Raw genomic sequence first — 14,497 nt, 5'->3', positions numbered from 1 at the left:
CGATCATGTTTGTACTGGAGCTGACCTACACCGCCCCCGTCGAGCGCGCCGACGAACTGCTGGAAGCGCATGTGGCCTGGCTGGACGCGCAGTACGAGGCGGGGGTGTTCATCGCCTCGGGACGCAAGGTGCCGCGTGACGGCGGGGTGATCCTTGCCGTCGGGGACGACCGGGCGCGGATCGAGGAGATCGCGGCGGCCGATCCGTTCACGGTGGCGGGGGTGTGCGCGTACCGGATCACCGAGTTCGTGGCGACGAAGACGGCTCCGGGGCTCGTGCCCTACCGGGAGCAGCCGCCCGCGTAGGGGCGGCCGCTCCCGGCCGTCGGAACTCCAGGCGCGCCACGCGGCCCTTCTCGCCCGACGCCCAGCAGCCGAAGTCCGGCGCGCAGTCGACCGTGTCGTACGAACCGGTGTCGACCGTCCGCCAGCTGCGGCCGCCGTCCAGCGTGAGGTCCGTGCCCGTGGGGCCGACCGCCAGCGCGCCGGACGTGGTGTGCGGCAGCCAGGCCACGCCCGAGCGGTACGCCGGCGGCGGGGTCTTCGGCCGCTGCCAGCTGCGGCCGCCGTCGCCGGTCACCGCCGCCGCCCGCGGCGACGCCTGGCCGGTGCGGTAGTCGCCGCCGACCGCGATGCCGTGGTCGCGGTCGCGGAAGGCGAGGCCGAAGACGCCCCGCGCCGGGTCGCCCGCCGGGATCGTCGTCTCGGCCGCGGTCCAGGTCAGGCCCCGGTCCGCGGAGTGCAGCACCCGGCCGGCCGCCCCGCCTCCCGTGGCGAGCCATACGTCCCGCGGGCCGGAGCTGACCAGGCACTGGCCGCTCGCCGCGAAGCCCGCCTCGCCGCTCCGCGCCGCGGGCATGCCCGCGCTCGGCAGGACCTTCCAGGACGCTCCGCCGTCGCCGGTGGACAGGATGCGGTACTTGCCGTCGACCGGGTCGCTCATCGCGAGGCCGTTGCGGCTGTCGAAGAAGGTCACGCAGTCGTAGAACGCCTTGGGGTCGGTGTTGCGGAAGCTCTCGGTCCAGCTCGCGCCGCCGTCCCCGGTACGGAAGATCCGGGACGCCTCGCCCTCGCCGATGGCCAGCACCACCGCCCGCCGGCCGTCGAAGGCCTCGATGTCGCGGAACTCCAGCTCCCCCGCGCCCGGCGGCGAGACATCGCGCCAGCTCCGGCCGCCGTCGGCCGTGCGCAGTACCGTGCCCTCGGCCCCGGCGGCCCACGCGGTCTTCCGGCCGACCGCCGCCAGACCCCGCAGCCGCACGTCCGTACCGGAGTCCTTCGGCTCCCAGCCAAGGCCGCCGCGCGGTGACCGCTCCGCTACGTCCGCCTGCGCCGGGGCGGCCAGGACGGCGGCCAGCGCCGCCCCGCACAGTCCCACCGACACCACTCGTCCCGTCTTCCCCGTACCCCTCATGGCGCTGGAAGCTAGCCCACGCCACCCTCGCCGTCCAGGGTGCGGTTCCCGCCCGCGCTCCGGGGCGGTGGCGGTGACGCAGGTCACGTCCCCGTCGCATGCACGGAATCGCGTGTTCCTACGTCTGTCCCTGTGACAGGACGCATCAACCGAACCGTGAGAGGGGGCACGCCGTGTCACCCGTGATCGAGCAGGCCGTGCAGGCCCGTCTGATCTCGTCCGCGCCCCGGATGGAGACGGTCCCCGCGACCTTGCGGTACGACCGCGCGGACCCCTTCGCCGTACGCATGGGCTTCCCGCCGCCCGCGACCCTGGAGGGCGTCGAGGTCTCCTGGGTGTTCGCCCGCGAACTCCTGGCCACGGGCACGGACACGCGGGCCGGCCTGGGCGACGTACAGGTGCGGCCGTACGGCTACGGGCGGACCGTGCTGGAGTTCCACGCCGCCGAGGGCACCGCGATGGTCCACATCCGCACCGCCGACCTGCGCCGCTTCCTCCGGCGCACGCACGCCCTCGTCCCCGTGGGCGACGAGCACCTGCATCTGGACGTCGACCACGACCTGGCCGAACTGCTGCGCGACGCGCTGTGACGGGAGAGCCGGATTAATCGGTTGGCGCCCCCGGGGCCATGACGTACTTTGGCCGTGGCCCTGTTGTCGTCGATCGGAGTGGACGTTGCTCGTCTGAGGTTCTGAGACACCGTGCCGCACAGCTTCCGTCTGTGCGCGCCGCGTGCGACCTCGGCACTTGAGCCGTCCTTCCCGGACCGGGCCTTTCGCAGTTCCACAGCCTCGCGGTTTCGCGGTTCTGCGCGGAGATCCCTCGCTCCTTTCCGGCCGTACGCCGCCCGCGCCGCGGTGTCTCCACCCGTTGCCCTTGCTCGTTTTCCAGCAACCGGGAGGCACTCTTGTCCACCTTCCCCACCCATATCACCTGCTCCGCGCTCTCCTTCGGCTGGCCGGACGGGAGCCCCGTGTTCGACGACTTCCAGCTGGCGGTCGGCCCCGGAAGGACCGGCCTGATCGGTCTCAACGGATCAGGGAAGTCGACCCTGTTGCGTCTGGCGGCCGGTGAGCTCTCTCCCACCAGCGGGAAGATCCGGGTGGCCGGTGAGGTCGGTTACCTCCCGCAGAACCTGGTCCTCGACACCGCGCTGCGCGTGGACGAGGCCCTCGGCATCGCCGGGGCGCGCGCCGCCCTGCACGCGATCGAGGCGGGCGAGGCGACCGGGGAGAACTTCACGGCCGTCGGCGACGACTGGGACGTCGAGGAGCGCGCCCGCGCCACCCTCGACCAGCTCGGGCTCGTCCGGATCGGCCTCGACCGGACCATCGGCGAGGTCTCGGGCGGCGAGTCGGTGCTGCTGCGGCTGGCCGCGCTGCTGCTGCGCCGCCCCGCCGTCCTCCTCCTCGACGAGCCGACGAACAACCTGGACCGCCGGGCCCGCGAGCGGCTGTACGCCGCGGTCGAGGGCTGGTCCGGCGTGATGGTCGTGGTCAGCCACGACCGTGAACTGCTGGAGCGCGTCGACCAGATCGCCGAGCTGCGCGAGGGCGAGGTCCGCTGGTACGGCGGGAACTTCTCGGCGTACGAGGAGGCGCTCGCCGTCGAGCAGGAGGCGGCCGAACGCATGGTGCGGGTCGCCGAGGCCGATGTGCACCGGCAGAAGAAGGAGCTGGCCGAAGCACAGGTGAAGCTGGCCCGCCGCAAGCGGTACGGGCAGAAGATGTACGACAGCAAGCGCGAACCGAAGATCGTCATGAACGCCCGCAGGCGCGCCGCGCAGGAGTCGGCGGGCAAGCACCGCATCATGCACGCCGAGAAGCTGGCGGAGGCGAAGGAGCGGCTGAGCGGGGCGGTGGAGGCGGTGCGCGACGACGACGAGATCAACGTCGTACTGCCGCACACGACCGTGCACCCGGGGCGCAGGGTGCTGACGCTGCGCGATCTCCACCTGCGGTACGGGGCACGGATCGGCGGCGAGTTCGAGGTCCGCGGTCCCGAGCGGATCGCGCTGACCGGGCGCAACGGCGCGGGCAAGACGACGCTGCTGCGCACGGTCACCGGAGAACTGGAGCCGGCCTCGGGCGAGGCGGTCGCGCACGTGCCGCTGCGTTTTCTGCCCCAGCGGCTCGACGTGCTGGACGACGGGCTGACGGTGGCCGAGAACGTGGCGGAGTTCGCGCCCTCGGCGACCCACAACGCCATCAGGGCGCGGCTGGCGCGCTTCCTGTTCAAGGGGGCGCGGGCGGACCAGCGGGCGGGGACGCTGTCCGGCGGAGAGCGGTTCCGGGCGACGCTGGCGGCGCTGCTGCTGGCGGAGCCGGCGCCGCAGCTGCTGCTGCTGGACGAGCCGACGAACAACCTGGACATGGCGAGCGTGCGCCGGCTGGTCCAGGCCCTGGAGTCGTACGAGGGCGCGCTGGTCGTGGCGAGCCACGACGAGCCGTTCCTGGAGTCGATCGGGATCACCCGGCGGCTGGAGCTGGGGCCGGAGCCGGGAGCGGAGCCGGGGCCGGACGGCAGCTCCTGAGGGGCGCCGGGCCGAGGACCGGGAGCCGCCGGACCGGGCCCCCGCGTCGTTCGCCGGCTCGGAACACGAACCGGTTCCGATTGAAATCGGAGCGTGCGGGAAGCCGGGGGGTGACGTGACATGCCTCTCGGTGCACCCGTCCGGCCTGCGTGCATACCTGCCTTTAAATGGACATTGCGCACCGAGACTTGGCTCAGCTCTTACGACCCCCTTAACCTACGGTCTCGTAACCTACGAAGCCGTAGGTACTTCCCCCCTCGTCCCCGTCCCCAGGAGCACCCGTGACGATCACCTCTCCCCAACTCGGCAGTTCGGACGCGTGGACCGACGCCCGGCTGCTGTACGCACTGGAAGAGGTGGTGGAAAAGGAACTGAACCGCCATCTCAAGGTCGCCAAGGACTGGATGCCGCACGAGTACGTCCCGTTCTCCGACGGCCGTAACTTCCCCGGCATCTTCGACGACGGCCAGGCCTGGGAGCCCGAGCAGTCGAAGGTCACCGACATCGGCAAGATCGCCCTCGTCGTCAACCTGCTGACCGAGGACAACCTCCCCAGCTACCACCACGAAATCGCCTCCCTCTTCGGCCGCGACGGCGCCTGGGGCACCTGGGTGCACCGCTGGACCGCGGAGGAGGGCCGGCACGGCATCGTGATGCGCGACTACCTGCTCACCTCACGCGCAGTCGACCCGGACAAGCTCGAGGCGTTCCGCATGCAGCACATGTCGGAGGGGTTCGAGTCCGACAACCGCCACTCGATGCTGCACTCCGTGGCGTACGTGGCCTTCCAGGAGCTCGCGACCCGCGTCTCGCACCGCAACACCGGACACCAGTCGGGCGACCCCGTCTGCGACCGCATGCTGGCGCGGATCGCGACCGACGAGAACCTGCACATGGTCTTCTACCGCAACCTGCTGGGTGCGGCCTTCGAGATCGCCCCCGACCTGACGATGCAGTCGGTGCGCGACGTCGTCGTGAACTTCCGGATGCCCGGACACGGCATGCCGGGCTTCGAGCGGGCCGCCGCGCAGATGGCGATCGGCGAGATCTACAACATGCGCATCCACCACGACGACGTGCTCCAGCCCGTCCTGCGCTACCTGAAGGTCCTGGAGATCGACGGGCTCGGCCCCGAGGGTCTCAAGGCGCAGGAGGAGCTCGGCCTGTACATGAACGGGCTGGACTCCGAGGCGAGCAAGTTCGACGAGAAGCTGGCCGCGCGCAAGGCCCGGATGACTGCCCGCGCCGCCTCCTGACCACCCCGGCCACCCCGGCCACCCGCTGTACGCCGTCACCCCGGCACGGGCCGCGTCACGCACGCGTCCTGCGCCGGGTGGCGGCGCAGCCGTTTCAGCGGGCCGCGCCGGGGCCGTGCCCGTACTCCTCGCGTCCGGGCACGGCCCCCGATCCTGACGTCCGCCGGCTCTGCACCCGCGCGTCCTCGCGGATCAGCTCCGCCGCCTTCTCCGCTATCGCCACCGTGGGTGCCTGCGTGTGCCCCCGGGTGATCCGGGGCATCACCGAAGCGTCCACCACCCGAAGTCCCCGCACCCCCCTGACCCGCAGCCGAGGATCGGTCACCGACGCGTCGTCGGCGCCCATGCGGCAGGTGCCCACCGGGTGGTAGAGCGTCTCGGAGGAGTCCCGGATCGCCCGGGCCAGGGCCTCGTCGTCGACGGCGCCCGGGTACGGGGCCATCGGGCCCGCCGTGTACGGCGCGAACGCGGGATCGGCGAAGAGGGCTTCGGCCCGGCGGACGCCCGCCACCAGGCGGCGCAGGTCGGACTCGTCCGTCAGATAACCCGGATCGATGCGGGGCGCCGAGGTGGCCCGGTCGTCGATGAGGGTGACGCGGCCCTCGCTCGCGGGCTGGAGCAGGATCACGCCGATCGTGACGCCGTGCTCGGTGGGCGGCGTCAGGCCGTGCTCGACGAACGGCACCGGAGCGTAGATCAACTCGATGTCCGGGGCAGCCAGTTCCGGCGTACTGCGGACGAAGGCGACGGCCTCGCCGACGTTGGAGGTGAGCGGTCCGCGCCCGGCGAGGAGGAAGCGGCCGAGGTTGGCGAGCGTGTCCGCGCCGGTCAGGGTGACCGGGAGCGGGCAGCGCATCACGACCGCCGTGGACAGGTGGTCCTGGAGGTGGCGGCCCACGTCGGGAGAGGCCACCCGCAGCTCTGTGCCGGTCTCGCGCAGGTGGTCCGGGTCGCCGATGCCCGAGAGCATGAGCAGGTGCGGGGAGCCGACGGCGCCCGCGCTGAGGATCACCTCGCGGCGGGCGTGCAGCACCTTCCCCGCGTCCGCCACCACCCCCGTCGCGCGCGTGCCCTCGAACGTCAGCCGGCGTACCCGGAGGTCCGTGACGACGTCCAGGTTCCGGCGGCGCGCCGCCGGCCTGAGGTATCCGTCGGCGGTGCTCCAGCGGCGGCCGGCGCGCTGGTTGACCGGGGTCGGGGAGAAGCCGCTGGGGTCGGGGACGTTCAGTTCGGGGAGTTCCGTGAGGCCCGCTCCGCGGCAGGCCTCCAGGAAAGCCGCCGTGGTGGGGTTCGGGTCGCGCGGCGGCGAGACGAACAGCGGCCCGCGGGTCCCGTACACCGAGCGGCCCGCCGCGTCGGCCACGGCGCCCGTCCACCGCTCCGCCCGCCGGAAGTACGGCACGAACGCGTCGTACGACCACTCGGGGCCCGCCGTCTCGCCCCAGGCGTCGTAGTCGTCGCGGTGGCCGCGCACCCACATCATCGCGTTGACCGAGGAGCAGCCGCCCAGCGTGTGGCCGCGCGGCCAGTACAGCTCGCGGCCGCCCAGCCCGGCCTGCGCGACGGTGCTGAAGTTCCAGTCGTACGGCGTCCTGAAGAGCTTGGGGAAGGCCGCGGGGATCCGTATCCCGGCCCTGCGGTCCCGGCCGCCCGACTCGACGAGCGCGACCCGCACCGCCGGGTCCTCCGACAGCCGGGCGGCGAGCACACAGCCCGCCGAACCCGCTCCCACGATGACGTAGTCGTACTCGGCCGTTGCCTGCCTGCTGCTCAACACGTCTCCCCCGGGCGGTTCGCGGACGGTGCGGACCTCAGCATGGCGGGCGGGGAACACCCGTGCCAGAGGGCGTGCGGAGGCGGCGCGCCGGTGCGGTCCGGACCCGGCGCGGCCCGCGCCCGGGGCTCAGCGTGGTCCCCGCCTGAGGCGGAGCCTCTCGTTCTCGGAGAGTCCGCCCCAGACCCCGAACCGCTCGTCGTTCGCGAGGGCGTACTCCAGGCAGGCCACCCGCCCTTCGCAGGCGCCGCAGAGCTGCTTGGCCTCGCGGGTGGAGCTGCCGGGCGCCGGGAAGAAGAACTCGGGCCCGGCCTGGGCGCACAGCGCTGTCTCCTGCCAGGAGAGTTCACGTTCAGTGGTGGTGGTGGTGTTGATCGGCATGCCGCCCACCCTGTCCCGGAAGGATCAACATCCGCTGAACGTCTTGTCAACGCGGTCCGCGCGCGGGCTGGTGGGCGTGCTCCGCCGGATGGTGCGGCTCGTACCCGGGGATCGTGCCGTCGGCCTTGGCCACCAGGAAGAGCCCGGCCATACCCATGTCGGAGTGGCTCTGGACGTGGCAGTGGTACATCCAGGCGCCCGCGCCGACGTGTTCGCCCGCGATGATCTGGAAGCCGAAGGAGTCGGCCGGGCCCGTGATCTTGTTGTCGACGATGCGGCTGGGGTCGTCGGGGCCGGTCAGCAGGCCGGTCCTGTTGTCGGCCCAGCGGTGACCGTGGAGGTGGAACGTGTGGTAGAACTCGCCGTGCGTGATCATGAGGATCTCCACGCGGTCGCCCACCGTGGCCTCGAAATCGGGGCTCCGGTGTCCCGGCTTGTTGTTGACGGTCATGTCGTTGAAGACGATGGTGAAGGTCCTGTCCGGGAGGATGTCGCCCTTGCGGCGTACGATCACGCCGCCGTAGAGGCCCTTGCGGATGCCGCCCGTGCCGTGGTCCGTGCCCACCACGTGGTCGTGGTAGTGCCAGTAGCCCGCGCTGCCGGCCCGCCAGGTGCCGTCCTTGCGCCGGCCGGGGACGTGCGTGCGCCAGGTGTACGTCCGGGTCCCGCCGGGCTCGACATGGCTCTTGCTGAGCTTGGTGCCGTCGCTCCCGATCTCGTAGTCCACGCCGTGCACATGGAGACTGGCCGGCACGTCCAGGGTGTTCTCGAACTCGATGTGAACGGTGTCGCCCTCGACCAGCTCGATCAGCGGGCCCGGCACCGACGCCCCGCCCTTCTCGAAGCCGTAGCCCAGCTGCCCGTCGGGCAGTTTCTCGGCGTACATCTTCAGCCGGTGGATCCGGCCGCCGGCCGGCGCGGTTCTCGGCGGGCCCTCGGCCGCCACGGCGGAGGACGCGGAATCCGTCGCCGGGGACAACGATGTCACGCCGGTCGCCGCGACCGCCCCGCCCGCCAGAAGGCGTCGGTTGAAGCTACGTCTGTCCATGCCCAACTCCCCACGCGGTACGGAGATTGACGGCCACACCGTAGCGGGAGCGGCTCAGTTCATCCACACCAAGGACAAAGTTCGCGGTACTCCGGTCATACCTCTTGGCGTATGGCGAAAAGAGGTCTAGCTTCATCGGCTGTTCCTGTGACCACTGAGGGATGGGTGAACACATGCAGCGCACACCACATCACCGGTCAAGACGCCGACGCGGCCTGACAGCCGCGCTGACGGCCGGAGTTGTCGCATCCGGCCTGCTCGGCGGCGCCTCGGCCGCCGCCAAGCCGTACCCAGAACCGCCGCCCCCGCCTCCGACAACGTTGTCGCTCCCCGCCCTCCCGTCTCCGCCCGGCGGCGCGAACGTCCGTGTGCTGGTTTTCCACGGATCGGCCGCCGCAGACGAATCCCCCACGGTCGACGCCGGCATCGCGGCCGTCGAGAAGATCGGCCAGGCCGGCCCGGCGGCCCAGCGCTTCCGCGTCGAGGCGACGGACGACGCGTCCGTCTTCACCACCGCCCGGCTCGGCAGGTTCAACGCCGTGGTGTTCCTTACCGGCGGCGGCGACGTGCTGGACCCGGAGCAGGAGGCGGGTCTGGAGGCGTACATGGAGGCTGGCGGCGGCTTCCTCGGCATCCACGACGCGGCGCGCACCGAGCCGTACTCGGACTGGTTCGGCGGCCTGATCGGCGCCCGGCCCGCCGCGGGCGGGCCCACGAACGTACAGCGCGCGACCGTGGAGGTCGGCGACCGGCAGCACCCCGCGACGAAGAACCTGCCGCTCCAGTGGAAGCGCCCCGACACGTGGCTGAACTGGACAAAGAACCCGTCCGGCGACGTGCACACGGTCGCCCGCGTCCGGGAGGCGACGTACAGGCCCGGAACGAGCGCGAACGGCTGGGACCACCCGGTCTCCTGGTGCCGCGACTACGACGGCGGCCGGTCCTTCTACACCGCCATGGGCGGTACGCCCGAGTCCTTCCAGGAGACCGACTTCCGCGACCACCTGCGCGGCGCCCTCCACTGGACGACGCGCGTCGCGCGCGCCGACTGCAAGGCCGGCATCAACGCCCACTACAAGGCCGAGCGCCTCACCGCGCCCAACCAGCCGGGCCGGTCGGATCAGATCGGCGAGCCGCACGGCCTGGTGACCGCGGAGGACGGCCGGGTCGTCTACATCGGCCGGGGCGGCGGCGACAGCGACGCGCCCGTCGTCACCGACTGGAACGACCCGGACATCGGCAAGGGCCAGGGCCAGGTCCACGTCTACGACCCGAAGACGAAGAAGGTGACGCTCGCGGGCGCGCTGACGGTCTTCGGCAACAAGGGCGGCGGCGACGAGCTGGTCAAGAACGAGGAGGGCCTGCTCGGCGTCGAGACCGACCCGGACTTCCTGACCAACGGCTGGGTGTACCTGCACTACACACCCCACGCGCGGATCAACCGCGACACCCGCATGGCCGAGCGCCGGGTCTCCCGCTTCACCCTCGACCTCGCCACCGACAAGCTCGACCTCGCCTCCGAGAAGGTCCTGCTCAAGTGGCCGGTCCAGATCCACAGCTGCTGCCACGCGGGCGGCGGCATGGCCTGGGACTCGAAGGAGAACCTCTACATCGCGACGGGCGACAACAACTCCTCGCGCTTCAGCGACGGTTACTCGGGCAACAACCCGGAGCCGAACTTCAAGGGCGTGTCCTTCGCGGACGCCCGCCGCACCGCCGGCAACACCAACAACCTCAACGGCAAGATCCTGCGCATCCACCCCGAGGACGACGGTACGTACACCCTGCCCGAGGGCAACCTCTTCACCGGCAGGGAGCCGGACGAGGGCGGCGGCAGGACGCGCGGCGAGATCTACGTCATGGGTGTGCGCAACCCGGCCCGCATCGCCGTCGATCCGAAGACCGACACCCTGTACGCCGGATGGGTCGGCCCGGACGCGGGGGCGCCGAGCACCACCTGGGGTCCGGCGAAGTACGACACGTTCGCCGCGATCACCAAGCCGGGCAACCACGGCTGGCCGTACTGCATGGGCAACAACCAGCCCTACCGCGACCGCAATCTGCCCGATCCGAGCAAGCCGCTGGGCTGGTACGACTGCGACGCGCCGAAGAACGAGTCGCCGCACAACGACGGCCTGGTGAACCTGCCGCCCGTCACGCCCAACACCATCTGGTACTCGCCGCAGGGCGGCGGCGTGGACTACCCGCGCGACGCCGACGGCGTGCCCAGCTACCGGCAGGAGGAGCAGAAGCTGCTGCTGCCGTGGCTCAAGGGCGGCGGCCAGGCGACCATGAACGGCCCGGTCTACCGCTACGACGGGGCGGGCGACAGCAAGGACAAGTGGCCCGCGTACTGGGACGGCAAGTGGTTCGTCGGTGACTTCTACGACGGCGACCAGCCGCGCCACGCGGTGCTGACCGATCCGAAGACGGTGGGCAACGGCGGGCTGCCCACGCACGCCGAGTCCCTCAAGAAGATCATTCCAGTGGGCGCGGACGGCATCCGCAACCTCATGGACTGGAAGTTCGCGCCGGACGGCTCGCTCTACGTCCTCGACTACGGGCGCGGTTTCTTCACCTCGGACTCCAAGTCGGCGCTGTGGCGCGTGACGTACAAGGGCGGCGAGCCGACACCGGCCGCCGGGGACCTGGCCAGGAAGGCGGAGTAGGCAGTGAAGCTGGAACGGAGAACTCCCCGGCTGTGGACGGCGCTCGCGGCCGCCCTGCTGATGGTGCTCGGACTGACGTCGACGGCGGCGTACGGACGTGAGGACGACGGGACGGGGGCAGGGACGGAAACGGCGGCCGCGCCCGTCCAGACGCTCACCTGGACCGCCGGCGACCCGATCGACCGTTACCTGACGTTCCCGAAGACGGCGGTGGCGGGCGAGACGACGATCGTCTTCGAGAACAGCGCGGCGACCGGCAACACGACCGGGATGCCGCACACGCTGACGTTCGGCGTGTCCGACCCCGAGTACAACAACGACGTACAGCTGAACATCCTCGCCAACCCCAACGACGACCGGGGCGGCAAGCACACCGCCACGGTCGCCCTCACGCCCGGCCGGTACTTCTACCACTGCACCATCCCCGGCCACGGCTCGATGCAGGGCACCCTGACCGTCACCGGGGGCGGCGGCGAGGACACCACCGCGCCGGAGACCTCGGCGAAGGTGGAGGGCGAGAAGAACGCCGACGGCGCGTACGTCGGACACGCCTCGGTGACCGTCGCGGCGACCGACGCGGGCTCGGGCGTGGACAGGATCGAGTACGCGATCGGGGCGACCGGCGCCTGGACGGCGTACACCGCACCCGTCATGGTCCACGAGGTCGGTACGCACCAGATCCGCTACCGGGCCACCGACAAGGCGGGGAACACCGCCGCCGAGAAGGCCGTCGGCTTCACCGTCGTCGCCCCGCCGACGGACGACAGGACGCCGCCCGAGACGTCGGCGACGGTCAGCGGCGAGAAGAACGCCGAGGGCCAGTACCTGGACATGGCGACGGTCACGGTGACCGCCTCCGACACCGGCTCGGGCGTCAACACCGTCGAGTACGCGATCGGGGCGACCGGCGCCTGGACGGCGTACGCGGGGCCGGTCATGGTCCATGAGACCGGCACGCACACGGTCCGCTACCGGGCCACCGACCGGGCCGGGAACACCGCCGCCGAGAAGGCCGTCGGCTTCACCGTCGTCGCCCCGCCGACGGAGGACAAGACCCCGCCGGAGACCACGGCGACGGTCAGCGGCGAGAAGAACGCCGACGGCGCGTACATCACCAGCGCCAAGGTGACGCTGACCGCGACGGACGCGGGCGGCTCGGGCGTCGACAAGGTCGAGTACTCGCTCGACGGCGGCCCGTACCTGGCGTACACCGTGCCGGTGGTCGTCGACCGGGTGGGCCGGCACACCGTCGGCCACCGCGCCACCGACAAGGCGGGCAACACCTCCACAGCCGAGCAGGTGGTGCTCACGGTCGCGGAGGGCGGCGGCGTACCCGCGCCGAACTGCCCCGAGCACGACGAGCGGCTGACCGTCGTCGTCGGCACGGTCGACACCGGCGTACCCAACCGCGTCACGCGCAACCGCTGCACCGTCAACGAGCTGATCGAGGACGAGCGGGAGTGGACCTCCCAGGCGCTCTTCCTCAAGCACGTCGACAAGGTCCTCGACAAGCTGCTGCACGACGGGGTCGTCGACGAGCGCGAGCACCGGAAGATCTACCGCGCGGCCAGGCAGTCCGGCATCGGCAGGCCGGGCCGGACGGCCGGCTACCGCGATCTGTTCGACGGTACGCGGTCCTCCTTCGCCCAGTGGGAGCAGGTGGGCGGCGGTTCCTTCGCCCTGAACGCGGACGGCTCGATGACCAGCTCCGCCACGACGCCGGGCATGGGCATGCTGTGGTTCCCCGAGCGCACGTACGAGGACTTCTCGCTCAGGCTGCGGTGGCGCGACGACGCGCCGGGCACGGGCAACGCCAACTCCGGTGTCTTCGTCCGCTTCCCGCAGGTCCACGGCCACCCGGAGGAGCCGCGCCCGGAGTGGGTCGCCATCAAGTACGGGCACGAGGTGCAGGTACTGGACCGCCCGGACGGCGACATGTACAAGACCGGCTCGGTCTACGGCTTCGACCGGGTGGGGCTGGGCGGCGCGGGCGTCACACCCAAGGGCACCTGGAACGACTACGAGATCCGGGTGGAGGGCCAGCACTACTCGGTCTTCCGCAACGGTGTCCTGATCAACGAGTTCGACAACAACGGCGGGCAGGACTTCCAGCCGCCGCGCGGTGACGACCCGGGGACGGACGGCCGGCGGTACGCCTCCGGTTACATCGGCCTCCAGGTCCACGGGACCACCGATGTGATCTCGTACCGCGACATCCGCATCAAGCAGCTGTAGGCGGGAGCCGTCAGGCCCCGTCGGGTGCGGCCGCGTGCGCAGGCGCGCGGCCGCGTCCGCCGGGGTGGCGGTGCCGGTACACCCAGAAGACCGTGCAGGAGACGAGTGCCCAGGCGGCCAGCACCAGGAAGGGGAAGAGGTGCTGGCGGCCCTCGAAGTAGACGGCCGTGTGCTGGGCGTTGACCGAGGCGCCCGGGGGCAGCCACTGGCCGATGTGGCCGAGTACGGACGGCAGCAGCGGCCAGGACACCGCGCCGCCCGACGACGGGTTGCCGAGGAGCACCATCAGGCCCCAGGTGGGGAGCATCGCCCAGCGGCCCATGAGGGTGTTGAACATCGTGAAGACCATGCCCGAGGTGAACATCGTCAGCGCCAGGATCAGCCACGACTCGACGAACGGCAGGTCGAGCGCGCCGAGCAGCCAGTCCACGGCGGCGGCGATGGCGAACGCGCCCAGGAGCGAGTAGGCGACGGTGAAGGCGATCCGCTCGGCGGGGTTGAGCCCGCGGGCGTGGACGCTCAGCTGGATGGCGCCGACGAAGCCGATGATGACGGCGGCGAGCGAGATGTAGAAGAGGGCGAGCCCGCGCGGATCGCCCTCCTGGAGCGGCTTGATGTCCCTGACCGCGACCGGCACACCGGTACGCGCACCGACCTTCGCGGCGGTCTCGGCGAGCACCTGCGCGACGGAGGCACCCGACGCGCCCGCCACGTCGAGTTCCACGCTGTTGCCCCTGGTCCGCAGGATCGCGAACTCCTCCTGCTCGTTCACGGCCTCGCGCGCCTCGGCGGCGGTGTCGTAAGGGGTCAGGACGAGCGAGGCGCCGAGTGCCTCCTCCATGCCGGTGACGAACGTCCGGGCGGGCGGTGCCTTCGTGCCGCCGACCACGGCGACGGGGACCCGGCGCGGGGTGGGGTCGGCCATCGTGTACGTGTAGGAGCCGGCGAAGAGTCCGGCCGCGACGGCCAGGATGAACACCAGCACGAGGGCGGGCAGGAACGGCGATCCCTTGAAGGCCGCCCACTTCTCGGCAGCCGTCGGCGGCCTGCCGTGCGCGCCGTGCGAGGGGCGCTCCTCGGGGGCGTCCGGTGTGTCCCGCGCGTCCCGCGCTCCCTGTCCCTCGGTCATACGGCGCTCACACGCTCTCGTGCTTGGCCCGGTCCGGCGGGTACGGCGTGCCTTCCGGA

General features: G+C 71.6%; 11 protein-coding genes. 6 read left to right on the top strand and 5 right to left on the bottom strand.

Translation table 11 applies throughout. From position 1 onward, the window contains the following. The first annotated feature begins 5 nt into the window (after positions 1-5). Positions 6-305, top strand: a complete 300-nt coding sequence (locus ACWDZ4_RS12285) for a YciI family protein (RefSeq protein ID WP_451508323.1) — start codon at positions 6-8, stop codon at positions 303-305. Here ACWDZ4_RS12285 and ACWDZ4_RS12280 read toward each other — a convergent pair. Further along, a complete protein-coding gene (locus tag ACWDZ4_RS12280; RefSeq protein ID WP_451508322.1) occupies positions 238-1,413 on the bottom strand; it encodes an oxidoreductase in 1,176 nt (391 codons plus the stop codon). The two genes, ACWDZ4_RS12285 and ACWDZ4_RS12280, sit on opposite strands and share 68 nt — an antisense overlap. 173 nt (positions 1,414-1,586) lie before the next feature. Here ACWDZ4_RS12280 and ACWDZ4_RS12275 point away from each other — a divergent pair, with 173 nt between their 5' ends. The 3 genes from ACWDZ4_RS12275 to ACWDZ4_RS12265 all read left to right on the top strand — a co-directional run bounded on the left by ACWDZ4_RS12275 (position 1,587) and on the right by ACWDZ4_RS12265 (position 5,202). Beyond that, a complete protein-coding gene (locus ACWDZ4_RS12275) occupies positions 1,587-2,003 on the top strand; it encodes an SsgA family sporulation/cell division regulator (protein WP_451508321.1) in 417 nt (138 codons plus the stop codon). Positions 2,004-2,320: 317 nt separating this feature from the next. Beyond that, positions 2,321-3,946: an ABC-F family ATP-binding cassette domain-containing protein gene (locus ACWDZ4_RS12270; RefSeq protein ID WP_451508320.1), complete on the top strand. Its 1,626-nt coding sequence runs from the start codon at positions 2,321-2,323 to the stop codon at positions 3,944-3,946. Positions 3,947-4,227: 281 nt separating this feature from the next. After that, entirely contained in the window at positions 4,228-5,202 is a 975-nt protein-coding gene (locus ACWDZ4_RS12265) for an acyl-ACP desaturase (protein WP_451508319.1), read from the top strand. A gap of 94 nt (positions 5,203-5,296) precedes the next feature. On the opposite strand, the gene ACWDZ4_RS12260 is transcribed toward ACWDZ4_RS12265, so the two are convergent. The 3 genes from ACWDZ4_RS12260 to ACWDZ4_RS12250 form a co-directional block, all read right to left on the bottom strand. Beyond that, positions 5,297-6,976 carry a GMC family oxidoreductase gene (locus ACWDZ4_RS12260; RefSeq protein WP_451508318.1) on the bottom strand — a complete coding sequence of 560 codons (1,680 nt, stop codon included), beginning with the start codon at positions 6,974-6,976 and terminating at the stop codon, positions 5,297-5,299. A 129-nt stretch (positions 6,977-7,105) separates the two neighbouring features. Then, on the bottom strand, positions 7,106-7,357 hold the full coding sequence (locus tag ACWDZ4_RS12255; protein ID WP_451508317.1) for a WhiB family transcriptional regulator: 252 nt from the start codon (positions 7,355-7,357) through the stop codon (positions 7,106-7,108). Positions 7,358-7,403: 46 nt separating this feature from the next. Then, on the bottom strand, positions 7,404-8,405 hold the full coding sequence (locus tag ACWDZ4_RS12250) for a multicopper oxidase domain-containing protein (protein WP_451508316.1): 1,002 nt from the start codon (positions 8,403-8,405) through the stop codon (positions 7,404-7,406). A gap of 173 nt (positions 8,406-8,578) precedes the next feature. Here ACWDZ4_RS12250 and ACWDZ4_RS12245 point away from each other — a divergent pair, with 173 nt between their 5' ends. Together ACWDZ4_RS12245 and ACWDZ4_RS12240 are read left to right on the top strand one after the other, a co-directional pair. Continuing rightward, on the top strand, positions 8,579-11,074 hold the full coding sequence (locus ACWDZ4_RS12245) for a ThuA domain-containing protein (protein ID WP_451508315.1): 2,496 nt from the start codon (positions 8,579-8,581) through the stop codon (positions 11,072-11,074). 60 nt (positions 11,075-11,134) lie between these two features. Further along, on the top strand, positions 11,135-13,309 hold the full coding sequence (locus ACWDZ4_RS12240; RefSeq protein WP_451508362.1) for an OmpL47-type beta-barrel domain-containing protein: 2,175 nt from the start codon (positions 11,135-11,137) through the stop codon (positions 13,307-13,309). A 10-nt stretch (positions 13,310-13,319) separates the two neighbouring features. Here the strand turns inward: ACWDZ4_RS12240 and ACWDZ4_RS12235 are convergent, their stop codons facing one another. Continuing rightward, positions 13,320-14,438: an ABC transporter permease gene (locus ACWDZ4_RS12235; protein ID WP_451508314.1), complete on the bottom strand. Its 1,119-nt coding sequence runs from the start codon at positions 14,436-14,438 to the stop codon at positions 13,320-13,322. Between the last annotated feature and the right edge of the window lie 59 nt (positions 14,439-14,497).

The sequence above is a fragment of the Streptomyces sp. NPDC003016 genome (assembly GCF_053591455.1).
Note: the sequence above shows the minus strand (reverse complement) of the source record. Positions and strands in the feature narration are given on the sequence as shown.

Excerpts from the sequence above, each read along its gene's own strand:
- ACWDZ4_RS12240 (WP_451508362.1), top strand. The coding sequence starts at position 11,135 with ATGGTGCTCGGACTGACGTCGACGGCGGCGTACGGACGTGAGGACGAC.
- ACWDZ4_RS12245 (WP_451508315.1), top strand. The coding sequence starts at position 8,579 with ATGCAGCGCACACCACATCACCGGTCAAGACGCCGACGCGGCCTGACA.
- ACWDZ4_RS12280 (WP_451508322.1), bottom strand. The coding sequence starts at position 1,413 with ATGAGGGGTACGGGGAAGACGGGACGAGTGGTGTCGGTGGGACTGTGC.
- ACWDZ4_RS12285 (WP_451508323.1), top strand. The coding sequence starts at position 6 with ATGTTTGTACTGGAGCTGACCTACACCGCCCCCGTCGAGCGCGCCGAC.
- ACWDZ4_RS12255 (WP_451508317.1), bottom strand. The coding sequence starts at position 7,357 with ATGCCGATCAACACCACCACCACCACTGAACGTGAACTCTCCTGGCAG.
- ACWDZ4_RS12235 (WP_451508314.1), bottom strand. The coding sequence starts at position 14,438 with ATGACCGAGGGACAGGGAGCGCGGGACGCGCGGGACACACCGGACGCC.
- ACWDZ4_RS12250 (WP_451508316.1), bottom strand. The coding sequence starts at position 8,405 with ATGGACAGACGTAGCTTCAACCGACGCCTTCTGGCGGGCGGGGCGGTC.